General features: G+C 68.1%; 21 protein-coding genes, 1 pseudogene and 1 riboswitch. Of the genes and pseudogenes, 15 read left to right on the top strand and 7 right to left on the bottom strand.

Features of this window, described 5'->3' with window-relative positions; all coding sequences use genetic code 11:
* Window positions 1-16 precede the first annotated feature (16 nt).
* Window positions 17-1,309: pseudogene (locus DIE17_RS05625) on the top strand (c-type cytochrome); the annotation flags it as partial.
* Between the two features lie 74 nt (window positions 1,310-1,383).
* On the top strand, window positions 1,384-2,838 hold the full coding sequence (locus DIE17_RS05620) for a DEAD/DEAH box helicase (RefSeq protein ID WP_124521065.1): 1,455 nt from the start codon (window positions 1,384-1,386) through the stop codon (window positions 2,836-2,838).
* Here the strand turns inward: DIE17_RS05620 and DIE17_RS05615 are convergent.
* The 3 genes from DIE17_RS05615 to DIE17_RS05605 form a co-directional block, all read right to left on the bottom strand.
* Window positions 2,832-3,341, bottom strand: coding sequence for a hypothetical protein (locus DIE17_RS05615; protein ID WP_044846780.1), 510 nt, complete (start codon window positions 3,339-3,341; stop codon window positions 2,832-2,834). The two genes, DIE17_RS05620 and DIE17_RS05615, sit on opposite strands and share 7 nt — an antisense overlap.
* Window positions 3,342-3,409: 68 nt before the next feature.
* Entirely contained in the window at window positions 3,410-4,237 is an 828-nt protein-coding gene (locus tag DIE17_RS05610) for a ferritin-like domain-containing protein (protein WP_044846781.1), read from the bottom strand.
* A gap of 314 nt (window positions 4,238-4,551) precedes the next feature.
* Window positions 4,552-6,192 carry a gamma-glutamyltransferase family protein gene (locus DIE17_RS05605; protein ID WP_124521063.1) on the bottom strand — a complete coding sequence of 547 codons (1,641 nt, stop codon included), beginning with the start codon at window positions 6,190-6,192 and terminating at the stop codon, window positions 4,552-4,554.
* A gap of 223 nt (window positions 6,193-6,415) precedes the next feature.
* Between DIE17_RS05605 and DIE17_RS05600 the strand changes: the two genes are divergently transcribed.
* Both DIE17_RS05600 and DIE17_RS05595 read left to right on the top strand, forming a co-directional pair.
* A complete protein-coding gene (locus DIE17_RS05600; protein WP_044846783.1) occupies window positions 6,416-7,195 on the top strand; it encodes a DeoR/GlpR family DNA-binding transcription regulator in 780 nt (259 codons plus the stop codon).
* A gap of 315 nt (window positions 7,196-7,510) precedes the next feature.
* On the top strand, window positions 7,511-7,708 hold the full coding sequence (locus tag DIE17_RS05595) for a hypothetical protein (RefSeq protein WP_044846784.1): 198 nt from the start codon (window positions 7,511-7,513) through the stop codon (window positions 7,706-7,708).
* A gap of 91 nt (window positions 7,709-7,799) precedes the next feature.
* On the opposite strand, the gene DIE17_RS05590 is transcribed toward DIE17_RS05595, so the two are convergent.
* Window positions 7,800-8,168: a hypothetical protein gene (locus DIE17_RS05590; protein WP_185500335.1), complete on the bottom strand. Its 369-nt coding sequence runs from the start codon at window positions 8,166-8,168 to the stop codon at window positions 7,800-7,802.
* A gap of 162 nt (window positions 8,169-8,330) precedes the next feature.
* Between DIE17_RS05590 and glpD the strand changes: the two genes are divergently transcribed.
* The 4 genes from glpD (at window position 8,331) to DIE17_RS05570 (ending at window position 13,306) form a co-directional block, all read left to right on the top strand.
* Window positions 8,331-9,854 (top strand): glycerol-3-phosphate dehydrogenase, encoded by a 1,524-nt coding sequence (gene glpD / locus DIE17_RS05585; protein WP_124486896.1) that lies wholly within the window; start codon window positions 8,331-8,333, stop codon window positions 9,852-9,854.
* A 105-nt stretch (window positions 9,855-9,959) separates the two neighbouring features.
* Window positions 9,960-11,462: a glycerol kinase GlpK gene (glpK, locus tag DIE17_RS05580; RefSeq protein ID WP_124486895.1), complete on the top strand. Its 1,503-nt coding sequence runs from the start codon at window positions 9,960-9,962 to the stop codon at window positions 11,460-11,462.
* Between the two features lie 96 nt (window positions 11,463-11,558).
* Window positions 11,559-12,275: an MIP/aquaporin family protein gene (locus tag DIE17_RS05575; protein ID WP_044846788.1), complete on the top strand. Its 717-nt coding sequence runs from the start codon at window positions 11,559-11,561 to the stop codon at window positions 12,273-12,275.
* Between the two features lie 344 nt (window positions 12,276-12,619).
* Window positions 12,620-13,306 (top strand): HAD family phosphatase, encoded by a 687-nt coding sequence (locus tag DIE17_RS05570; RefSeq protein WP_124488633.1) that lies wholly within the window; start codon window positions 12,620-12,622, stop codon window positions 13,304-13,306.
* 91 nt (window positions 13,307-13,397) lie between these two features.
* On the opposite strand, the gene ribB is transcribed toward DIE17_RS05570, so the two are convergent.
* From ribB to DIE17_RS05555, 3 genes are all read right to left on the bottom strand, one after another.
* Window positions 13,398-14,108 (bottom strand): 3,4-dihydroxy-2-butanone-4-phosphate synthase, encoded by a 711-nt coding sequence (gene ribB / locus DIE17_RS05565; RefSeq protein WP_124488632.1) that lies wholly within the window; start codon window positions 14,106-14,108, stop codon window positions 13,398-13,400.
* Between the two features lie 118 nt (window positions 14,109-14,226).
* Window positions 14,227-14,375, bottom strand: a riboswitch (FMN riboswitch).
* 189 nt (window positions 14,376-14,564) lie between these two features.
* Window positions 14,565-15,248, bottom strand: a complete 684-nt coding sequence (locus tag DIE17_RS05560) for a helix-turn-helix domain-containing protein (RefSeq protein ID WP_044846799.1) — start codon at window positions 15,246-15,248, stop codon at window positions 14,565-14,567.
* Between the two features lie 217 nt (window positions 15,249-15,465).
* Window positions 15,466-16,641: an MFS transporter gene (locus tag DIE17_RS05555; protein WP_124488631.1), complete on the bottom strand. Its 1,176-nt coding sequence runs from the start codon at window positions 16,639-16,641 to the stop codon at window positions 15,466-15,468.
* Window positions 16,642-16,788: 147 nt separating this feature from the next.
* Between DIE17_RS05555 and DIE17_RS05550 the strand changes: the two genes are divergently transcribed.
* The 7 genes from DIE17_RS05550 to DIE17_RS05525 all read left to right on the top strand — a co-directional run bounded on the left by DIE17_RS05550 (window position 16,789) and on the right by DIE17_RS05525 (window position 23,425).
* Window positions 16,789-17,721 (top strand): LysR family transcriptional regulator, encoded by a 933-nt coding sequence (locus DIE17_RS05550; RefSeq protein WP_044846801.1) that lies wholly within the window; start codon window positions 16,789-16,791, stop codon window positions 17,719-17,721.
* A 273-nt stretch (window positions 17,722-17,994) separates the two neighbouring features.
* Window positions 17,995-19,368 carry a tRNA (N6-isopentenyl adenosine(37)-C2)-methylthiotransferase MiaB gene (miaB, locus tag DIE17_RS05545; protein WP_124521061.1) on the top strand — a complete coding sequence of 458 codons (1,374 nt, stop codon included), beginning with the start codon at window positions 17,995-17,997 and terminating at the stop codon, window positions 19,366-19,368.
* A 33-nt stretch (window positions 19,369-19,401) separates the two neighbouring features.
* Window positions 19,402-20,448: a PhoH family protein gene (locus DIE17_RS05540; RefSeq protein WP_124488629.1), complete on the top strand. Its 1,047-nt coding sequence runs from the start codon at window positions 19,402-19,404 to the stop codon at window positions 20,446-20,448.
* A gap of 152 nt (window positions 20,449-20,600) precedes the next feature.
* On the top strand, window positions 20,601-21,386 hold the full coding sequence (gene ybeY / locus DIE17_RS05535; protein WP_124521059.1) for an rRNA maturation RNase YbeY: 786 nt from the start codon (window positions 20,601-20,603) through the stop codon (window positions 21,384-21,386).
* A 14-nt stretch (window positions 21,387-21,400) separates the two neighbouring features.
* Entirely contained in the window at window positions 21,401-22,033 is a 633-nt protein-coding gene (locus tag DIE17_RS05530) for a gamma-glutamylcyclotransferase (protein ID WP_124488627.1), read from the top strand.
* Window positions 22,034-22,100: 67 nt separating this feature from the next.
* Entirely contained in the window at window positions 22,101-22,250 is a 150-nt protein-coding gene (locus tag DIE17_RS37285) for a hypothetical protein (protein WP_185500336.1), read from the top strand.
* Between the two features lie 287 nt (window positions 22,251-22,537).
* Window positions 22,538-23,425, top strand: coding sequence for an HlyC/CorC family transporter (locus DIE17_RS05525; RefSeq protein ID WP_044846806.1), 888 nt, complete (start codon window positions 22,538-22,540; stop codon window positions 23,423-23,425).
* Window positions 23,426-23,439: the final 14 nt, after the last annotated feature.

Genomic DNA, 23,439 nt, shown 5'->3' with positions numbered 1-23,439 from the left:
AAGGGAGACAGACACAATGAAACGCAAGTCCCTGTTTGCACTCTCGGCTGTCGCGATCGTCGCGGCCGCCGCCCTCGTGCCGGTCCTGTGGCCGGGCAACGACACGCTGCACGGCGCTGCCGCCGTCGCGGCCACGCCGGCCGACCAGGCCGCGCTGATCAAGAAGGGCGAATACCTCGCGCGCGTCGGCGACTGTATCGCGTGCCACACCGTGCGCGGCGGCAAGTCGTTCGCGGGCGGCCTGCCGATGGCGACGCCGTTCGGCACGATGTACACGCCGAACATCACGCCGGACGACAAGGACGGCATCGGCAAGTGGACGTCGGACGACTTCTACCGCGCGATGCACACCGGCCGTTCGAAGGACGGCAGCCTGCTCTACCCGGGCTTCCCGTTCGCGAGCTACACGAAGGTCACGCGCGCCGACTCGGACGCGATCTACGCGTACCTGCGTTCGGTCCCGCCGGTCTCGGTGCCGAGCCGTCCGCACGAACTGAAGTTCCCGTTCAACAACCGCAACCTGCTGATCGGCTGGCGCACGCTGTTCTTCAAGGAAGGCGAGTACAAGCCGGATCCGACCAAGTCGGTCGAATGGAACCGCGGCGCGTACCTCGTCGAAGGCCTCGGCCACTGCTCGATGTGCCACACGTCGATCAACATGATGGGCGGCCCGGTGAACTCGGCAGCCTTCGCGGGCGGCCTGATCCCGCTGCAGAACTGGTATGCGCCGTCGCTGACGAACGACAAGGAACTCGGCCTCGGCGACTGGCACGTGCAGGAGCTGTCGGACCTGCTGCAGGCCGGCGTGTCGAACAAGGGCGCGGTGTTCGGCCCGATGGCCGACGTCGTGCACAACAGCCTGCAGTACATGAGCGACGAAGATACGCGCGCGATGTCGACGTACCTGAAGTCGATCCCGCAGAAGGCTGAAGCGCCGAAGAACATGCAGTACGAGCCGTCGAAGCAGTTCGGCAACACGCTGTTCGACCAGGGCAAGAAGATCTACGCGGACAACTGCGCGACCTGCCACGCCGAAACCGGCGCGGGCAAGCCGCCGGCGTATCCGCCGCTCGCGGGCAACCATTCGATCGTGATGGAATCGGCGGTCAACCCGATCCGCATGGTGCTGAATGGCGGCTATCCGCCGAGCACGTTCAAGAATCCGCGTCCGTACGGGATGCCGCCGTTCGCACAGTCGCTGTCGAACCAGGAAGTCGCGGCAGTCGTCACGTATATCCGGATGTCGTGGGGCAACAACGGTACGCCGATCTCGCCGCAACAGGTGAGCGACCTGCGTTCCGCGCCCCTTTGCTTTTTTGCGACGCCGTTCCCCGCGCTGGCCGCGCGAGGCGTCGCCGATCATAAAACTCAAGAGTGGTATCTATGTCTTTCGAATCTCTCGGCCTGGCCGAACCGCTTGTCAAGGCGGTCAACGAGCTCGGCTACACGTCGCCGACGCCCATCCAGCAGCAGGCGATCCCTGCCGTCCTCGGCGGCGGCGACCTGCTCGCCGGCGCACAGACCGGCACCGGCAAGACCGCCGGCTTCACATTGCCGATCCTGCAGCGCCTGCATACGTTCTACGCCGAGCATCGCGGCGCGAAGCGCGCGGTGCGCGCGCTGATCCTCACGCCGACGCGCGAACTCGCCGCCCAGGTCGAGGAAAGCGTGCGCGCGTACAGCAAGTACCTGAAGCTGCGCTCGACCGTGATGTTCGGCGGCGTCAGCATCAATCCGCAGATCGATGCGCTCAAGCGCGGCGTCGACATCGTCGTCGCGACGCCGGGGCGTCTGCTCGATCACATGCAGCAGAAGACGATCGACCTGTCGGATCTCGACATCCTCGTGCTCGACGAAGCCGACCGGATGCTCGACATGGGCTTCATCCACGACATCAAGCGCGTGCTCGCGAAGCTGCCGCCGCAGCGCCAGAACCTGCTGTTCTCGGCGACCTTCTCCGACGAGATCAAGTCGCTCGCCGACAACCTGCTCGATTCGCCGGCGCTGATCGAAGTCGCGCGCCGCAACACCACCGCGGAAAGCGTCGCGCAGAAGATCCACCCGGTCGACCGCGATCGCAAGCGCGAGCTGCTCACGCACCTGATCCGCGAACACAACTGGTTCCAGGTGCTCGTGTTCACGCGCACCAAGCACGGCGCGAACCGGCTCGCCGAGCAGCTGACGAAGGACGGTATCAGCGCGATGGCGATCCACGGCAACAAGAGCCAGTCGGCCCGCACGCGCGCGCTCGCGGAATTCAAGAACAGCACGCTGCAGGTGCTGGTCGCGACCGACATCGCCGCGCGCGGGATCGACATCGACCAGTTGCCGCACGTCGTCAACTTCGACCTGCCGAACGTGCCGGAAGATTACGTGCACCGGATCGGCCGCACGGGCCGTGCAGGCGCGACCGGCGAAGCCGTGTCGCTCGTGTGTGTCGACGAGAAGCAGCTGCTGCGCGACATCGAGCGGCTGATCAAGCGCGAGATTCCGCAGGAAGTGATCGCGGGCTTCGAACCCGATCCGACCGCGAAGCCGGAGCCGATCCAGCAACGCCGCGGCCAGCAGCCGCGCGGCGGCAACGGCGGCGGCGGTGGTGGCGGTGCCGGCAATCGCCAGCCGCGTGCAGGCGGCTCGGGCCAGCCGGCCGCGAAGCGCGACGGCAATGCACAGCCGAAGGCCGCGAAGGCGGCCAAGCCGCGCGCGGCCGGCGGTGCGAGCGGCAACGCCGGCGGCGGCGGCCGCCCGTCAGGCGGCAACGGCGCGCGTCCCGCGAACGGCAACGCCGCGCACGCGAACCGCAACCGTTCGTCGCGCAGCGGCCAGCGCGGTCACTGAAGCCGCGCGGCCGCGCGCCGCAGGTGCTCGACCTGGCGCTGCCAGCGCGCGAGCACCTCGGCGCGCGCCTCCCCTTCCAGCGCAAACGTGACGCCGGTCGCGAGACGCGCATAGCCGACCCGCTGCGCATCGCCGTGCGCGATCGTCGCAGCGAATCCGGCAAGGCCCCCGAAGTCCCCTTCGAGCGGCTCGATCCTCAGTTGTGCCTGAAAGAATGCGCCGTCCGCGACGAGCGTCAACGCGGCCGCGCGCCGTTGCGTCAGCGCACGCGCCGCGCGCGATTGCGGCCAGAGCGCGAGCAGCAGCGTATGCGCGTCGCGCGCGTGGATCTCGCCGACGCTGAGCAGCGTCGTGCGCAGCTGGCCGTCGTCGGTCGCGACGATCAGCGATGCGGCGAAGTCGGCATGGCGTTCGAGCGCGGTGCCGTCGAACAGTGCAACGACGGCCGGCGGCCACGCGTCGAACGTCCATTGTTCGAGCGCGTGGCGATGGGAATCGGTCATGATGGCGGCCCCGGTGAAAAGCAGATGATGATCGCGCAGCATACGCGCGCCGGACCGCGCGGTGACGATCAGCGCATGAACACGTGCCGCGTGATCTTCGTCAGCGGATAGTGGACGCTCGGCTGGATCTTCGCGGGCAGGTCGAGCGGCTTGAGCAGCATCTTCACGCACATGTCGGCCGACAGGTTGCGCCGCACGAGCGAGCTGATGCGCGCGGCACGCTCGCGGTTGTATTGACTGTCGCCGACGCGATCCGGGTAGCGGACTGCGAACACGTGGCGCAGCGCGATCTCGGAATCCTCGTTCTTGATTTCCATCACGCGGCGCATCAGCGCGCCGAGCACCGCGAGACGGCCGTTGCCTTCGAGCTTGTTGTACTTCTTGAAGAACTTGAAGAAGTGCTTGTAGTGACGCACTTCGTCCGAGCGGATGTTGTCGGTGATTTCCTTCAGCACCGGCTCGTCCGAGCATTCGTTGATCGCGCGATAGAGCGTGGCCGTGCCCGTCTCGACGACGCAGCGCGCGACCATCTCGAGCGCGCGGGTCTTCTCGAACGCGTCGACCGAGCAGGTCTTCGAATACTCGGCGAAGAAATTCGCGAACGCGGTGTCCCAGTCGAACTCCGGCCACACGTGCGCGATATACGCCTTCAGCGCGCGCCCGTGCTGCAGTTCCTCGTGCTCCCACGCATTGTTGAGCCACGCGGACACTTCCGGATCGTCGTTGAAGAACTCGCTCAGGTTGCTCGTGTAGAGATCCGAGCCGCTTTCGATGAACGACGACGCGCACAGCAACAGCAGCAGATCCTCGTTCGCGGCGGCGCGCTGACGATCGATCCGGTTCAGGTCGATGTCCTCGATACGCCACGGCATGACATGCGTCGTTTCAGTAGGCATGGTGATGCGCTCCCAGTCGTCGCGCGGCAGGCCGGCCCCTCTCTTCGCACAGGCCCGGCGTGCCCGCAGGCGACGTTTTGCTTGCATTTATTAGTGGATTGGTCCGGCCGAACCATGCTGGCATCTTAGCCGGACTTTTATGTTCGTGCTTCAAAGCACTGACCATGCCCGCCGCGCGCAGTTCCGCCGCGCATGTTGCGGATCGTTAGATGAGTTGTTCGAACCGGTTGCGCGCGCGCGACGGCATGCGCTGCATCCAGGCAAAACGGGCGGCCATCCGGCCGCCCGTCGGGCACAACGCTGGAAGCGTTCCGTCAGAAACCGGCCGCAAGACCGTCGCGGCGGCTGTCGCTCGCGGCCACGTAGCCGCGGTCGGGATCGTCGCGATCGAGACGCCACACGAACTGCCCCGAACCGAAATCCATGTAAGGATCGTCGATCGACTTGATCGTATGGCCGCGCGCGGCGAGCCCGTCGACCGTCTCGCGCTTCATCGTCGACTCGACGTCGAGCGTGAAGTCGCGATTGACCTTCCAGCGCGGCGCGTCGCAGGCGGCCTGCGGCTGCTGTCCGTAGCCGAGCATGCGCACGACGGTCTGCAGGTGGCCCTGCGGCTGCATGTCGCCGCCCATCACGCCGAAGCTCATCACGGCCTCGCTGCGGCCGTCGACTTCCTCGGTGACGAACGCGGGGATGATCGTATGGAACGGCCGCTTGCCGCCCGCGACGACGTTCGGCGACGCCGGGTCCATCGAGAAGCCGTGCCCGCGGTTCTGCAAGGCAATGCCGGTACCGGGCACGACGAGTCCCGAACCGAAACCCATATAGTTCGACTGAATGAAGCTCACCATCATCCCGCGCTCGTCCGCCGCGGACAGGTAGATCGTGCCGCCCGACTGCGGGCGGCCGGCAGCGAAGTGCGTCGCGCGCGCGCGATCGATCAGCTTCGCGCGTTCCGCGAGATACACATCGTCGAGCATCTGCGCGGGCGTCACGTCCATCGCGCGCGGATCGGCGACGTAGCGATAGACGTCCGCGAACGCGAGCTTCATCGCCTCGATCTGCAGGTGCTGCGAGTCGACCGAATCGACCGGCCATTCGCTCAGGCCCGCCCGCTCGGCGATCCCGAGCGCGATCAGCGCGGCGATGCCCTGCCCGTTCGGCGGGATCTCGTGAATCGTATGACGGCCGAAGCGCTTGCCGATCGGCTCGACCCATTCCGGCCGGTACGCGCGCAGGTCGGCTTCGGTCAGCGCGCCGCCGCCTTCGCGCGCGAACGCCGCGAGCTGCGCGGCGAGCGCGCCTTCGTAGAACGCGCGCGGGCCGTCGTTCGCGAGCGTGCGCAGCGTCTGCGCGTGGCCCGGCAGGCATATGCGCTCGCCGACGTGCGGCGCGCGCCCGCGCGGCATGAAGGTGTCGGCGAAACCCGGCAGTCCCTGCAGTTCGGGCACCGCGGCCGCCCATTTGTGCGCGACGATCGGCGACACCGCATAGCCGCGCTCGGCGATCTCGATCGCCGGCTCGAGCAGATCCGCGAACGGCAGCGAGCCGAACTTCGCATGCAGCGCTTCCCAGCCCGCGATCACGCCCGGCACCGTGACGGTGTCCCAGCCGCGCGTCGGCTTGTTCGCGATGCCGTGCGCGTCCTCGCCGTGGCGCTTGCGGAAATAGTCGGGACTCCATGCGGCCGGCGCGACGCCCGACGCATTCAGCCCGGACAGCCGCGCGCCGTCCCACACGAGCGCGAACGCATCGCCGCCGAGCCCGCACGACACGGGCTCGACCACCGTGATCGCGGCCGCGGCGGCCAGCGCCGCATCGACGGCATTGCCACCTTTCCACAGCATCCGCAGCCCGGCCTGCGCGGCGAGCGGGTGCGACGTCGACACGACGTTGCGCGCGAATACCGGGATGCGGGTCGTCGGATACGGGTTGTGCCAGTTGAAGCGAGTCATCGGTTCCACCTCGTCGAAAGCTGAATGAACGCGCCGGACGCACGACCGGCATGCGCGGACAGTCCGCCATTGCAGCGCGATCCGCGCGATCGCACAAATTCATTTGTCACATGAATCCATGTACTTTCCGCATGAATTCCGGGCGGTGATGCGCCGCAGGCCGGTCGAACGCCCTTCCCGCCCTTACAATACCCGCTCCGCCTCACGATCCGACCGCCGAGCCATGACCCGAGATCCCCGCCTCACCCTCAACGCGCGCCAGCAGGAACTGCTCGAATGGGTGCAGCGCGACGGCTTCGTGACCGTCGACGATCTCGCCGCGCACTTCGCGGTCACGCCGCAGACGATCCGCCGCGACGTGAACTGGCTCGCCGACCTGAACCTGCTGCGCCGCTACCACGGCGGCGCGAGCCTGCCGACCAGCTCGGAAAACGTGTCGTACACCGCGCGCCAGCGGATGTTCCATGACGAGAAGCGGCGCATCGCGGCGCTCGCCGCGTCGCACATCCCCGACCAGGCGTCGCTGTTCATCAATCTCGGCACCACGACCGAGGAAGTTGCGCGCGCACTGAATCGTCATCACGGGCTGCACGTGATCACGAACAACCTGAACGTCGCGTCGATGATGAGCGGCTATCCCGACTGCGAGGTGCTGATCACGGGCGGCATCGTGCGGCCGTGGGACAAGGGCATCGTCGGCGAGCTCGCGATCGACTTCATCCGCCAGTTCAAGGTCGACTACGCGATCATCGGCACGTCGGCGATCGAGGCCGACGGCACGCTGCGCGACTTCGACACGCGCGAGGTGCGCGTGGCCGAGGCGATCATGCAGCATGCGCGCACGGTCTACCTCGTCGCCGATCATTCGAAGGTCGGCCGTCCGGCGCTGGTGCGCCAGGGCCACCTGAGCCAGGTTCATGCACTCTTCACCGACAAGCCACTGCCGCCGGAGATGGCCGACGCGGTGGCGAACGCGGGCACCCAGGTGTACGTCGCGGAATGACCCCGCGGAATGACCCGCGCGATGCTGCACCGCACCTGAAACTTCAAGTGAAATCAAGAAGTTGGCGCGCCCGCTGAACCGCTAGCGGTTTGCGTGCCTGTCAAACTGAAAATTAACGGGGCACGATTTGTCGTTGCCCGCGCGCTCGACTAGACTCCAGTTCCCCGGCCCGTTCGCGCGATCCGCCCGTGCCAAGGCGTGTGCGAATCCGAAGGCCGGCGAATACAGCTTTCCCCCCAAGCCATACCCCGCCGGGTATCGCGCAGCGGCGTTTGCGCCGGCTGCGCGGGCAAACCGATTGCCATGGAGAGAACGATGCTGAGTCCGCATGAATTCGCCACGCTACTGCTTGTGAAGGATGCCCCCGATCACGGGGACATGGATCGCGATGAACTCGACGCGCTGCTCGAACAGCAGCTCGTGCGGCTGGAAGGGCTGGGATCGGGACGCAAATACTGCGTGACCGAAACCGGCGACGCCGCGTTGCGATCCATCAAATGCCGCTATTCCTGAAGTCCCGCTGTTCCTGACTTGAGCGCGCCGGCCGGATTTCCGGCCGCGCCGCTTTTCCCGCGCTTTTCCCGCCTCCCGCAGCGTTCCGGCGTCAGCCGCCGCGCAGCGTCGGATCGACCGCGGCCCGCCAGCTGACGGCCTGCGCGCGCGCGCCGTTGAAATACGCGACCCATCCGGCGCGCCCCGCCGCGTCGGGCGCCGCATAGTGCGCCGAAAGTTCGTTTACGAACGCGCAATAGTTCGCCTGCGTCAGCCCGCGATACCGTTTCGCCACATACGCGTCGTACAGCGTCGAATAGACCGGCTGCGCGTCCGCGCCCCAGTCGCGCGCGGTGCCGCCGCACGACGTCTGCAGGTCGACGAACGACGGCGCCCGCCAGTTGCCGGCAAGCGGCGGCGTGCCGGCGCTGCACCCCGCCAGGACGACGGCGCACGCGCCGACCCACATCCCAATACGCATGATTCACCTCGCGAAACGGTCGATTGCGCCAGTATCGTCCGGGATCGCGCCACGCGCTACTGGCCCCGCTTTTTCGAACTTTACTTTTTCGATTTCGTTCGTTAAATTTCGAATTCGAACATTTCATGTTCGTCCATTTCCATCAGACGATAAGGACAGCAGGTGACCCAACCGAATCGCTACGATCTGCTCGTCGTCGGCGGCGGCATCAACGGCGCCGGCATCGCGCGCGATGCGGCCGGCCGCGGCCTGTCGGTCCTGCTCTGCGAGCAGGACGACCTCGCGTCGCACACGTCGTCGTCCAGCACGAAGCTGATTCACGGCGGCCTGCGCTACCTCGAATACAACGAATTCGGACTCGTCCGCAAAGCGCTGCAGGAGCGTGAGACGCTGCTGCGCGCGGCGCCGCACATCATGTGGCCGCTGCGCTTCGTGATGCCGCACATGCCGAACCTGCGGCCGGCCTGGCTGATCCGCATCGGCCTGTTCCTCTACGATCACCTCGCGAAGCGCGAACTGCTGCCCGGCTCCCGCGGCATCGACATGCGCCGCCACGCGGCCGGCGCGCCGCTGATCGACTCGATCAAGCGCGGCTTCGTGTATTCGGACGGCTGGGTCGACGACGCGCGCCTCGTCGTGCTGAACGCGCTCGATGCGAAGGAGCGCGGCGCCGAGATCCTCACGCGCACGAAACTCGTGTCGGCGGAACGCCACGGCGACGAATGGGAAGCGCGGCTGCGGCACGCGGACGGCTCGATCCGCGTCGTGCGCGCGCGCGCGGTCGCGAACGCGGCCGGCCCGTGGGTCGGCGAAGTGCTGCACGGCGCGCTCGGTCGCGGCGCGCAGCACAGCGTGCGGCTCGTGAAGGGCAGCCACATCATCACGCGGCGCCTGTTCGATCACGACCACGCATACATCTTCCAGAACCCGGACAAGCGGATCATCTTCGCGATTCCGTACGAGCACGACTTCACGCTGATCGGCACGACCGACGTCGAATACACGAACGATCCCGCGAAGGTCGCGATCGATCGCGACGAGACGCAGTATCTGTGCGACTCGATCAACCGCTACTTCAAGCGCAAGATCTCGCCGGCCGACGTGCACTGGACCTATTCGGGCGTGCGCCCGCTGCTGGAAGACGAAAACGCGGCGAACGCGTCGGCCGTCACGCGCGACTATCGCCTCGAGATGGACGACGGCGCCGGCGCGCCGCTGCTGTCGGTGTTCGGCGGCAAGATCACGACGTTCCGCAAGCTCGCGGAGGAAGCCGCCGACCTGCTGTGTCGCGCGCTCGGCCGCGACGCGAAGACCTGGACGGCCGGCGCGCCGCTGCCGGGCGGCGACATCGCGAACGCGAAGTTCGACGTGTTCGCCGACGCATTCGCGAAACGCCATCCGTGGCTGCCCGCCGCGCTTGCGCGCCGCTATGCGCGCGCGTACGGCACGCGCGCGGAACGCGTGGTGGACGGCGCGACGTCGCTCGCCGACCTCGGCGCCGAGATCGCCCCGGGCATCCACGATGCCGAACTGCGCTACCTGCGCGACGTCGAATGGGCGACCTGCGCGCAGGACGTGCTGTGGCGCCGCTCGAAGCTCGGCCTGCACGTGGCGCCGGGCACGCTCGACGCGGTGACGGCCGCGGTCGATGCGTGGTTCGCCGCCGCGCACGCGCCGCACGCGTGATCCGTTTGCAGTTGCAGTTGCCTGACCGACGTTGATTCACCGACGCGCCGCGTAACATGCGGCGCGCATCACAACTACGCCAATCCACGGATGGAGATGAGAGACATGCAGGATCAGTACATCCTCGCGCTTGACCAGGGCACGACGAGCTCCCGCGCAATGCTGTTCGATCGCCAGGGCAACATCGTATCGATCGCCCAGAAGGAATTCGAACAGATCTACCCGCAACCCGGCTGGGTCGAGCACGACCCGCAGGAAATCTGGTCGACGCAGGCGGGTGTCGCCGCCGAAGCCGTCACGCGCACCGGCCTGAACGGCACGTCGATCGCCGCGATCGGCATCACCAATCAGCGCGAGACGACGATCGTCTGGGATCGCGAGACGGGCCAGCCCGTCTACAACGCGATCGTGTGGCAGGACCGCCGCACCGCCGACTTCTGCGATTCGCTGAAAGCACAGGGCCTCGAGGCGAAGGTGCGCGCGAAGACCGGTCTGCCGATCGACTCGTACTTCTCCGCGACCAAGATCCGCTGGATCCTCGACAACGTGCCGGGCGCGCGCGACAAGGCGCGCCAGGGCAAGCTCGCGTTCGGCACCGTCGACAGCTGGCTCGTGTGGAACTTCACGAAGCACGAGCTGCACGTGACCGACGTGACGAACGCGTCGCGCACGATGCTGTTCAACATCCACACGCGCGAGTGGGACAGCGAGCTGCTCGAGCTGCTCGACATCCCGCGCAGCATGCTGCCGGAAGTGAAGGCGTCGTCGGAAATCTACGGCCATACGAAAACCACGGTGTTCGCGTCGAAGATCCCGCTCGCGGGGATCGCCGGCGACCAGCACGCGGCGCTGTTCGGCCAGATGTGCACGACGTCGGGCATGGTGAAGAACACCTACGGCACCGGCTGCTTCCTGATGATGAACACCGGCGACAAGCCGATCGAGTCGAAGAACAACCTCGTCACGACGATCGCGTGGCAGATCGGCGACGACGTGCAGTACGCGCTCGAAGGCAGCATCTTCATCGCGGGCGCGGTCGTGCAGTGGCTGCGCGACGGTGTCGGCATCATCAAGACGGCCGCCGAAATCGAAGCGCTCGCCGCGAGCGTGCCGCATACCGACGGCGTCTATCTCGTGCCGGCGTTCGCGGGCCTCGGCGCGCCGCACTGGAACGCACGGGCGCGCGGTTCGGTGTTCGGCGTCACGCGCGGCACGACGTCCGCGCACCTCGCGCGCGCGGCGCTCGACGCGATCGCGTACCAGTCGCTCGACGTGCTGGCCGCGATGGAAGCCGACTCGGGCATCAGCATCGGCGAGCTGCGCGTCGACGGCGGCGCGAGCGCGAACGACCTGCTGATGCAGTTCCAGGCCGACCTGCTCGGCGTCGACGCGGTGCGCCCGCAGATCACCGAGACGACCGCGCTCGGCGCAGCCTACCTCGCGGGCCTCGCGATCGGCTACTGGAAGAACCTCGACGAAGTGCGCAGCCAGTGGCAGCTCGATCGCCGCTTCTCGCCGTCGATGCCGAAGGAGCAGGTCGAGCGCTGCATGGCTGGCTGGCAACGCGCGGTGCGCGCCGCGAAGGCGTGGGCCGACGACGTGCAGTAAGCACCGCGGCAGAAATCACAAGAACTCCGAACGAAATACAACAACACCGGCGGACCGCGCAACGCGCGAGTCCGCCGCGACCTACGAGAGACAAACATGTCACCTTATATTGCAGAATTCATCGGCACCGCCATTCTCGTGCTGCTCGGCAACGGCGCGGTCGCCAACGTGCTGCTGGCGAAGACCAAGGGCAAGGGCGCGGACCTGATCGTGATCGTGATGGGCTGGGCGATGGCCGTGTTCGTCGCCGTCTACGTGACCGCATCGTTCAGCGGCGCGCACCTGAACCCGATCGTCACGATCAGCCTCGCGCTCGCGGGCAAGTTCGCGTGGTCGAAGGTCGGCGGCTACATCCTCGCGCAGATGCTCGGCGGGATGGCGGGCGCCTTGCTCGTGTGGCTCGCGTATCGCCAGCACTTCGCGAAGGAAGTCGATGCGGACCTGAAGCTCGCGGTGTTCTGCACGGCGCCCGCGATCCGCAGCACCACGCACAATGTGCTGACCGAAGCGATCTGCACGTTCGTGCTGATCCTCGGCGTGCTGTATCTCGCGTCGCCGCAGGTCGGCCTCGGCGCGCTCGACGCGCTGCCGGTCGGCCTGCTCGTGCTCGGCATCGGCATCTCGCTCGGCGGGCCGACCGGTTATGCGATGAGCCCGGCGCGCGACCTGTCGCCGCGCCTGATGCATGCGCTGCTGCCGATCCCCGGCAAGCGCGACAGCGACTGGCGCTATGCGTGGGTGCCGGTGATCGGCCCGCTGCTCGGCGGCGCCGCGGCGGCCGGCCTGTATCTGCGCCTGCACGCGATGGCCTGAGCACGCCGTCATTCGACCTCGAGCCTGCGCGCGGCACGGCCTGCCGCGCGCTTCCGGCCACTCACTTCGTCGCGCGATCGTCGCTTCGCCGGCACCGCGAATCGCCCGTGGCCGATACCGGACGACTTCGACGCCGGGACCACGCTTCGCGACACGCAAGGGCTCGCGGGTCGGAACGGTGATCGACGACGAGTCCGCCGCGCTCGCGCCGCCCGCGCCGCGACGACGCCTCCGTCAACGAGGTGCGTCATCGTGACCGGGCACTCGCGCCGCACGGCGCAGCCGCGAAAGCACGTATCATGGCGGCATGATCGGCGTCGCCGACACCCCGCTTCTTCACCATCATGCTCGATCACCTTATCTGCGACTGCGACGGCGTGCTCGTCGACAGCGAAGTCATTGCCGACCGCGTGCTGCTCGAAACGCTGTCCGCCACCTTCCCGCACCTCGATTTCGAAGCCGCCGCGAAGTCCGCGTTCGGCCAGCAGACGTCGCGCTTTCTCGCGGGGCTCGAAGCGCATTTCGGCATCCGGATGCCGGACAACTTCATCGAGACCGTCGAGCGCAACATCGAAACCGGTCTCGCGCAATCGCTCGCGCCGATCACCGGCGTGCGCGACGCGTTGCTGAAGGTCGGCCTGCCGGCCGCGGTGGTGTCGAACAGCCGGCTCGTGCGCGTGCGCAGTTCGCTGAAGCGCGCGTCGCTCACCGAAATCTTCGGCGAGCGCGTGTTCAGCTCCGAGCAGGTCGCGCGGCCGAAGCCCTACCCCGACGTGTACCTGCATGCGGCGCGCACGCTTGGCGTCGCGCCGGCGCGCTGCATCGTCGTCGAGGACAGCGTGTCGGGCCTGAACGCCGCGCGCGCGGCGGGCATGAAGACGATCGCGTTCGTCGGCGCGAGCCACATCCCCGACAACTACGCGGACGCGCTGCGCGCGATGGGCATCACGCGGATCATGCGCAGGATGGATGAACTGCCGGCGCTCGTCGCGGCCGGCCTGCGCGGCGAATTCGGCGACGTGCAGTCCTGACCGACCGCCGCGCCGGAGCGACATCACCGGCGTGCGGCTCGCTGCGCACGCCGTACCCGCGGGCGCCACGGTGCGCCCGCCATGCCGGCCCTCAGGCCGGCTCGCAGCAGCGCTCGCGCGCGGCCGCCAGCGCTTCGCGGAATTCGACGAGCTCCGCGATCGTCAGCATCGGCAGCCCGTGCTGCTGCGCGAAACGCTCGACGTCGTCGCCGCGCGTCATCGTGCCGTCGGGATTCATCAGCTCGCACAGCACGCCCGCCGGCTTCAGCCCCGCGAGGATCGACAGGTCGACCGTCCCTTCGGTGTGGCCGCGGCGCGCCAGCACGCCGCCCGGTTGCGCGCGCAACGGAAACACGTGGCCGGGGCGCACGATGTCGTACGGCTTCGCATCGTCGGCGATCGCCGCGCGGATCGTCGTCACGCGGTCGGCCGCGGACACGCCGGTATGCACGCCTTCGCGCGCCTCGATCGACACGGTGAACGCGGTGCCGTTGCGGCTCTCGTTGGTCTGCACCATCGGCGGCAGCTCGAGCGCGCGGACCTTGTCGTCGGTCAGGCACAGGCACACGATGCCGCTGCACTCTCGGATCAGGAGCGCCATCGTCTCGGGCGTGATGCGTTCGGCGGCGACGATCAGGTCGGCCTCGTTTTCCCGGTCGTGATCGTCCTGCAACACGACCGCGCGGCCCGCGCGCAACGCGTCGAGTGCGGCGGCGATGCGCGGCGGCACCGGTTCGGAATCCAGCAACGGGAGATCGGCAAAGGCGTCGGCAGGTGCCGACGAAACGGACTTGAAGGACATGTGAAACGCTCCTCGCGATTACGATTTGGGCGAAAAACGTTTCAGGGCATTGCAAACAGACAGAACGACAACCCGCTTCGCACAGACGGCAAAGCGGCCCTGACGGACATGACTATCTGCACATCTTCTCTCATCCGGACTATGACCGTCGGCTCTGGCATTCGACCAGATCTGCTGACCCCGCGCAAATGCGCGGGCGCTCGCGGGCTCGCCGGCTTTCGCCAGCCTACCGCCGGTGGGGAATTTCGCCCCGCCCTGAAGACGCACTGATTACCGGCCACGGGGATCTCCCCGTGGAACGGCCGGCCAAGCATACATCAGCTGCGCGCACCGCGCAGCGAACCACACCTAAAACCTTACTGACGACGCCGTCTAACGGCATCGTCCGAACGGCCGACACCGGGCCTGCGCGCGTCCCGATGGAACCGGCGCCGGCCCGGCGACCCGCCCGCGCGCTCAGCCGGCCGCGTGCGCGGCGTCGGGCACGAGCCAGCGCGGCGGCACCTCGGGGCTCACCGTCACGCGGAACGCGCGCGCCTCGCTGTCGCCGGGATTGCGCAGGCTGTACGGCTGGTCGGCGTCGAACACGATTGCGTCGCCGGTCGCGAGCAACTGGCGGCGATCGTGCACGCTGACTTCGAGCGTGCCCTCGCTGACGACCAGGTTGACCGTCGTGCCGGGCGCGCGGCGCGTGCCGGGCTCCGTGTGCAGCGGCGCGATCCGCAGCTCGTGGAACTCTGCCGCGGCCGGTTCACCTTCAGGATACAGCGCACGCGCCGAGAAGCGGCCGTTCGAGCTGACGACGCGCGCCGCGCGCTCGGCCGCCAGGTGCTCGAAGCCGTTCACCGCGTGACGGCGCAGGAATGCGGCGACCGATACCTTGAGCGCCGCGGCGATCTTGCAGAGCACCTTGATCGACGGCACGCTGCGCGCGGATTCGATCTGCGCGAGCATCGCGCGCGACACGCCGGACAGCCGCGCGAGCGCATCGAGCGACAGCTGCCGCTCGGCGCGCAGGCGCGCGAGGTTCACGCCGACGACCTGCTCGAGGACGTCGAGCGACGCGGACGTCCGCGCGTCGACGGCATTGCCGGATTCGAAGGAAGACACGTCGCGCACCAGCGCAAGGGGTGAAGACATAGCATGGCCTCCGGGCCGCCGCGCGGCCCTGCGAATGGGGTAAGCCTGAATCGGAATCGGGTTGCGCCACGAACGGCGCGTATCGAGACGCTATCACCCGGCCCCGACCCGGCAAACGAAGTTATCTTCACACCGTTATCAGCATCGCGGAGGAATGCGTTTCTCGCGAACCTTTTCCTGTCGCCATAGCGCCGGTGCACCGCCGCCCGATGCACCATCAATGCGCGGCCGGTGCGGCGCCGCGCGCCGGCGCGCGCGCATCGAGCCGCATCGCGAGCCACGTGACGACGAGCGCCGCGAACGTCACCGCGACGGCGACCCACGGCAGCGCGTCGAGCGCGAAGCCGTGCCCCAGCGCGAGGCCGCCGAGCCACGCGCCGGCGGCATTACCGACGTTGAACGCGCCGATGTTCAGCGTCGACGCGAGATGCGGCGCGCTCGCGGCCTTCTCGACGACGCGCGCCTGCAGCGGCGGCACCGTCGCGAACGCGGCGATTCCCCATACGAACACGGTCACCGCGGCCGCGACCGGCAGGTGGCTCGTCTTCGCGAACACGGCCATCACGGCCATCAGCGCGACCAGGATCGCGATCAGCGACGGCATCAGCGCGCGATCGGCGAGCTTGCCGCCGAGCGTGTTGCCAACCGTCAGCCCCGCGCCGAACAGCACGAGGATCAACGCGACCGCGCGCGGCGAATAGCCGGTGACGGTTTCGAGGATCGGCGCGATATACGTGAACACGACGAACACGCCGCCGAAGCCGAGCACGGTCATCAGCAGCGCGAGCCAGACCTGCGGCTCCTTCAGCACGCGCACTTCGTGGCCGAGGCCGACGGGCCCGCTGTCGTGGCGGTTCGGCACCAGCAGCGCGACGCCGCCGAGCGACAGCACGCCGAGCGCGGCGACGATCCAGAACGACGCGCGCCAGCCGAGCAGCTGGCCGACGAACGTGCCGAACGGCACGCCGAGCACGTTCGACAGCGTGAGGCCCGTGAACATCAGCGCGATCGCGCTCGCGCGCTTGTCGGCCGGCACGAGCGACGCGGCGACCACGGCGCCGATCCCGAAGAACGAGCCGTGCGCGAACGACGTGACGACGCGCGCGACCATCAGCATCGCGTAGCCGGACGCGGTCGCGCACAGCACGTTGCCGACGATGAAGATCGCCATCAGCAGCTGCAGCGCGGCCTTGCGCGGCATGCGGCTCGTCAGCACCGCGAGCAGCGGCGCGCCGGCCGCGACGCCGAGCGCGTAGCCGGTGACCAGCAGCCCGGCCGACGGCAGCGACACGGCGAGGTCGTGCGCGACTTCGGGCAACAGGCCCATGATGATGAATTCGGTGGTGCCGATGGCGAAGGCGCTGATCGCGAGCGCCAGGAGCGGAATGGGCATGACGTTCTCCGAAAGGGCGGCGGACGCGGCGCCCGGTCGGTGCCGCACCGCACAAAAGGCGGGATCTGCGCGCATTGTCCCGAATACGCCTATCTTTGATAATTGGCGTGGCATTTGAACCATTTTCAAAAATTTCTGGGAAATCCGATGGATCGACTGGGCGACATCCGGCTGTTCGTCGAGGCGGCCGAACTGGGCAGCCTGTCCGCGGCCGGGCGCAAGCTGAACCTCACGCCGGCCGCCGCGAGCGCGCGCCTTGCGAAGCTCGAGGCGAAGGTCGCGACGCGGCTGTTCGAGCGCTCCACGCGGCAGCTGCGGCTCACCGACGAAGGCCGGCTCTACCTGAACTGCTGCCGGCAGGCGCTGCAGGCGCTCGACGACGCGCACGCGCTGCTGCAGGAAGGCCGCAACGTGGTGGCCGGCAAGGTGCGGCTGTCGTCGACGTCCGATTTCGGCCGCAACCAGCTGCTCGACTGGCTCGACGAATTCACCACGCTGCACCCGGGCGTCACGTTCTCGCTGACGGCGTCCGATTCGGCGTCGAACCTGTGGCAGGACGAGATCGACCTCGCAATCCGCTTCGCCGCCCCGCCCGACGGCGCGCTGATCGCGCGCCGGCTCGCCGCGAACCGGCGCGTGCTGTGCGCGGCGCCGTCGTTCGTCGAGCGCCACGGCGTGCCGGCCGACCCGCACGATCTGGCCCGCTTTCCCTGCAACGTGATCACGATCGCGTCGGGCCCGATGAACACGTGGCGCTTCACGCGCGGCGACGAGGTGCAGACCCACACGGTGCCGGTATCGACCGCGTTCGAGACCAACGATGGCGGCTTGACCCGCGAATGGACGCTGCGCGGCCACGGCATCGCGCTGAAGTCGCTGTGGGACATCGCCGACGACGTGCGCGCCGGCCGGCTGCGCGTGCTGCTGCCCGACTGGCGGCACCAGGACGCGCCGCTGCACGCGATCTATCACAGCAAGCGCTACATGGCGCCGCGCGTGCGCGTGCTGCTCGACTTCCTCGCCGAACGCTTCGCGCGCGAGGAAGCGGCGCTGGACGACCTGCTGAACGCGTGCCGCTGACGGCTGCCGCGCCGTCATATCAGGGTCGGAATGCAACGAAAGGCGTCGCGCGGCCGCAACCCGCCGCCCGCCCGGCACGGCGCGTAAAGCTATAATGGAAGGCTTTCCCGACGGCTTTTCACGCGTTCACGCGTTGCGCGAGAGGCTCGCCCGACGCGCGCTGCGCGCCCCGGTCCGCCACGCGGCACCGGCACGCGCCGCTGCATCGCAGCAGCCGTCCCGATTCACCCTTGACGACGCCCCCAGGTCAACCACTGCGAACGGCGAATCCCCATGACCAAGAAAGTTTACGTAAAGACCTTCGGCTGCCAGATGAACGAGTACGACTCGGACAAGATGGTGGACGTGCTCAATGCGGCCGAAGGCCTCGAAAAGACCGATACCCCGGAAGACGCGGACATCATCCTGTTCAACACGTGCTCGGTGCGTGAGAAGGCGCAGGAAAAGGTGTTCTCCGATCTCGGCCGCGTGCGCGAGCTGAAGGAAGCGAAGCCGGGCCTGCTGATCGGCGTCGGCGGCTGCGTCGCCAGCCAGGAAGGCGCGTCGATCGTGTCGCGCGCGCCGTACGTCGACCTCGTGTTCGGCCCGCAAACCCTGCACCGCCTGCCGCAGATGATCGACGCGCGCCGTGCGAGCGGCCGCGCGCAGGTCGACATCACGTTCCCCGAGATCGAGAAGTTCGACCACCTGCCGCCCGCGCGCGTCGAGGGGCCGAGCGCGTTCGTGTCGATCATGGAAGGCTGCTCGAAGTACTGCAGCTACTGCGTCGTGCCGTACACGCGCGGCGATGAAGTGTCGCGCCCGCTCGACGACGTGCTGACCGAAGTGGCCGGCCTCGCCGACCAGGGCGTGCGCGAAGTCACGCTGCTCGGCCAGAACGTGAACGCCTACCGCGGCGCGCTGGCGGCCGGCTCGTCCGAAATCGCCGATTTCGCGACGCTGATCGAATACGTCGCCGACATCCCCGGCATCGAACGGATCCGCTACACGACGTCTCATCCGAAGGAATTCACGCAGCGCCTGATCGACACCTACGCGAAGGTGCCGAAGCTCGTGAGCCACCTGCACCTGCCGGTCCAGCACGGCTCCGACCGCATCCTGATGGCGATGAAGCGCGGCTACACGGTGCTCGAATACAAGTCGGTGATCCGCAAGCTGCGCGCGATCCGCCCGGACCTGTCGCTGTCGACCGACATGATCGTCGGCTTCCCCGGCGAGACCGAAGAGGATTTCGACAAGATGATGGCGCTCGTGCACGAGATGAGCTACGACACCAGCTTCTCGTTCATCTACAGCCCGCGCCCCGGCACGCCGGCCGCGAACCTGCACGACGACACGCCGCGCGAGGTCAAGCTCAAACGCCTGCAACATCTGCAGGCGACCATCGAGGAAAACGTCGCGCGCATCAGCCAGTCGATGGTCGGGAAGGTCGAGCGGATCCTCGTCGAGGGCCCGTCGCGCAAGGACCCGAACGAACTGTCGGGCCGCACCGAGAACAACCGGGTCGTGAATTTCCCGGCGCCGCTCGCGTCGCACCCGCGCCTGATCGGCCAGATGATCGACGTGAAGATCAACCATGCGTACCCGCACTCGCTGCGCGGCGAGCTGCTGCTCGTGAGCGACGACGCGAGCGCGGCCACCCACTGACCGACTGACGTTCCACAGGAGCCCGACGCTACTTTGAAGACCGTCCAAGCACTGGAATTCACCGCGCCGCGCGACGACAACGCGCGCCTCGCCAACCTCTGCGGCCCGCTCGACGAGAACCTGCGGCAGATCGAACAGGCGCTCGACGTCACGCTCGCGCGGCGCGGCCACCGGATCACGATCCGCGGCCGCGGCGCGAAGCTCGCGCTCGCGGCGCTCGAGAACTTCTACAACCGCGCGCGCGATCCGCTGTCGGTCGACGATATCCAGCTCGCGCTGGTCGAAGTGCGCCACACGTCCGGCAACGGCCGCCAGGACACGCTCGACGTGCGCTTTCGCGGCGATCCGGACCATCCGTTCGACGAGCCCGTCGCGCAGCTCGACGCGGAAATGCCGGACGAAGAACCCGCGCCGAAGCTCTACACGCGGCGCGCCGACCTGCGCGGCCGCACGCCCGCGCAGCGCGAATACCTGAAGCAGATCCTGCAGCACGACGTGACGTTCGGCATCGGGCCGGCCGGCACCGGCAAGACCTACCTCGCGGTCGCGTGCGCGGTCGATGCGCTCGAGCGCGACCAGGTCAAGCGGATCGTGCTGACGCGCCCGGCCGTCGAGGCCGGCGAGCGGCTCGGCTTCCTGCCGGGCGATCTCGCGCAGAAGGTCGACCCGTACCTGCGGCCGCTGTACGACGCGCTGTACGACCTGCTCGGCTTCGACAAGACCGCGAAGATGTTCGAGCGCCAGATGATCGAGATCGCGCCGCTCGCCTACATGCGCGGCCGCACGCTGAACCACGCGTTCATCATCCTCGACGAGGCGCAGAACACGACGCCCGAGCAGATGAAGATGTTCCTCACGCGGATCGGTTTCGGCTCGAAGGCCGTCGTCACCGGCGACACGAGCCAGGTCGACCTGCCGCGCGGGCACAAGAGCGGCCTCGTCGAGGCGCAGCAGGTGCTCGGCGGCGTGCGCGGCATCGCGCTCACGCGCTTCACGAGCGCCGACGTCGTGCGCCATCCGCTCGTCGCGCGCATCGTCGAGGCGTACGACGACTTCCACGCGCAGCACAAGGACGCGTAGGAAGCCGGCTGCGCCAGCGCGCCGCACCGGCCGACGGCCCGGCCCGCCCGACGGCGCGCCGGGCATTTTTTCGCCCGCGCGCGGCCGGTTCGAATTCGGGAGCGATCGGCCGTTTGGTGTATCCTCAACGCGTTCCAATCGCCGCACCCGTCATGAAATCTTCCCGTTCTCGCAAGTCCGGGCGCGACCAGTCCGCCGCGCCCGATTCCCCGCGTCTTTCGCTGTTCGATGCGAAGGGCAAGGCCCGGACCGTCAACGCGCAAGGGCTTCGAATCGACTTCCCGGACGGCCGCAGCCTGATGTTCGACCTGTCGGGCAGCTCGGGCGAGGCAGCCGTCGCGATCGTCGCGCAGCACAACGATCCGGCGATGCGCGCGAAGCTCGCGCTGCAGCCCGAGCACTACGACAGCGTGACGCTGCACGTGGGTGCCGAACCCGCGCCGCGCGACGAGGAAATCGCGGAAATGGCGGACGAGCTGCGCGAGCTGGAGCTCGACCTGTCCGTGCAGTACGGTGACGAGATCACCGCCGACATCCGCAAGACGCTGCCGAAACGCAAGCTGATCGCCGAATGGCTCGAGCCGGCGCTGTTCGCGAACGCGCAGCTCACCGTGCGCTTCGTCGGCAACGAAGAAGGCCAAACGCTGAACGCCGGCTACCGCCACAAGGACTACCCGACCAACGTGCTGACCTTCGCGTACGACCCGGCGCCCGACGGCACCGTGATCGGCGACCTCGTGCTGTGCTGCCCGGTCGTCGAGAAGGAAGCGCACGAACAGGGCAAGCCGCTCATCGCCCATTACGCGCACCTGCTGGTGCACGGCGCGCTGCACGCGCAGGGCTACGATCACGAGACGAGCGACGAGGACGCCGCCGAAATGGAAGCGCTTGAAGTCGACATCCTCGCGAAGCTGGGCTTCCCGAACCCGTACCAGTAAAAGCCGTCCGCACCATGCACCACGCCGCGATGCTGCCGCCCGCCTACCCGCCGTCGATCGGCGAGGGACGGCTGCTGACGGAAGACGAACTCGCGGCGTCGCTCGCGCACACGATGCGCGACTGGGACGGCCGGCAGGATCTCTGGCTGTTCGGCTATGGCTCGCTGATCTGGAACCCCGGGCTGCCGACCATCGCCGCCGTGCGCGGCAAGGTGCACGGCTACCATCGCGGGCTCTACCTGTGGTCGCGCGTGAACCGCGGCACGCCCGAACGTCCGGGCCTCGTGCTCGCGCTCGATCGCGGCGGCTCGTGCTCGGGCATCGCGTTCCGGCTCGCGGGCCCGACTGCGCAGCCGCATCTCGAGACGTTGTGGAAACGCGAAATGCCGATGGGGTCGTACCGGCCCGCGTGGCTGCCGTGCACGCTCGAGACCGGCGAACGCGTGAACGCGCTGGCATTCGTGATGCGCCGCGACGTGCCCACCTACACCGGCAAGCTGACCGACCCCGTCGTGAAGGAAGTGTTCAGCTGCGCGGCCGGCCGCTACGGCACGACGCTCGACTACGTGAGCCGCACCGTGGACGCGCTGCGCGCGAGCGGCATCCCCGACCGCGCGCTGGAAGGGCTGCTCGCGCGATGCCGGTGATGCCCGACCGGCCGGCTTGCGCCACACCGGCCGCCGCCCCCGTGCGTTCGAAGGAGAATCCGCGCCGATGAACCCGTCACGCAGATCGCGCGTCATGCTGGCCGCGCTGCTCGTCGCCACGAGCGTCGCACTGTCCGGCTGCGGCATGTTCGGTTGCGGCGGCGCCGCGACCAACGGCGCGGCCGCCGGCGGCTGTTCCGCCGGCATGCGCTTCTGAGGGTCCGAGCGCCCGCCCGGCGCGCCCTGCACGCGACGAAATGCCGCCGACGCCGACCGGCCGGCCGGTCGCCTCCGCTTTTTTTGCCGCCGTGCCCCGCCGCCCCTTTCTGAGATAGGATGGATACACAGGACGGCGTCGCGCCCGGCGCGGCCGTTCCCGAGCGGGGCTCGCGCGCGCCGCCTGCCCCTGGCCGGACGGCCGGTGTGACACGGCCGCGCCATGCCCTTGGTGTATCCTTGCCTACTCCGTGACCGCGCGCCCCGGCATGACCCGGGCGCACCACCATGAACGATTCGTATCCCAGTCGTAAGCTCACCGACAAACCGCAAGAAAAGCGCTCGCTGCTCGAGCGCCTGACCGACTTCATCTCGCCCGAGCCGGAATCCCGGTCCGAGCTGCTGGAAATCCTCCAGGACGCCCACGAACGCAACCTGATCGACGCCGATTCGCTGTCGATGATCGAAGGCGTGTTCCAGGTGTCCGACCTGTGCGCGCGCGACATCATGGTGCCGCGCGCGCAGATGGACGCGATCAACATCGCCGACAAGCCTGAAGACTTCATCCCGTTCGTCCTCGAGAAGGCGCACTCGCGCTACCCCGTGTACGAGGAGAACCGCGACAACGTGATCGGCGTGCTGCTCGCGAAGGACCTGCTGCGCTTCTACGCCGAAGAGGAATTCGACGTGCGCGGGATGCTGCGCCCCGCCGTGTTCATTCCCGAATCGAAGCGCCTGAACGTGCTGCTGCACGACTTCCGCGTGAACCGCAACCACCTCGCGATCGTCGTCGACGAATACGGCGGCGTCGCGGGCCTGATCACGATCGAGGACGTGCTCGAACAGATCGTCGGCGACATCGAGGACGAATACGACTTCGACGAGGAAGCCGGCAACATCATCTCGGGGCCCGACGGCCGCTTCCGCGTGCGCGCGCTCACCGAGATCGAACAGTTCAACGAGGCGTTCGGCACCGACTTCCCCGACGACGAGGTCGACACGATCGGCGGGCTGATCACCCATCATTTCGGCCGCGTGCCGCACCGCGGCGAGAAGCTGCAGCTCGGCAACCTCGTGTTCGAGATCCAGCGCGGCGATGCGCGCCAGGTCCACGTGCTGCTGGTGCGCCGCAACCCCCTCGCGAGCCGCCGCGCCGAAACCTCGCACGAGGACTGACCGTCTCGCGCCGG

Origin of the sequence: Burkholderia sp. Bp9099, from assembly GCF_003857805.1 — a bacterium.
In the GTDB taxonomy this organism is placed as follows: Bacteria; Pseudomonadota; Gammaproteobacteria; order Burkholderiales; family Burkholderiaceae; genus Burkholderia.
Note: the sequence above shows the minus strand (reverse complement) of the source record. Positions and strands in the feature narration are given on the sequence as shown.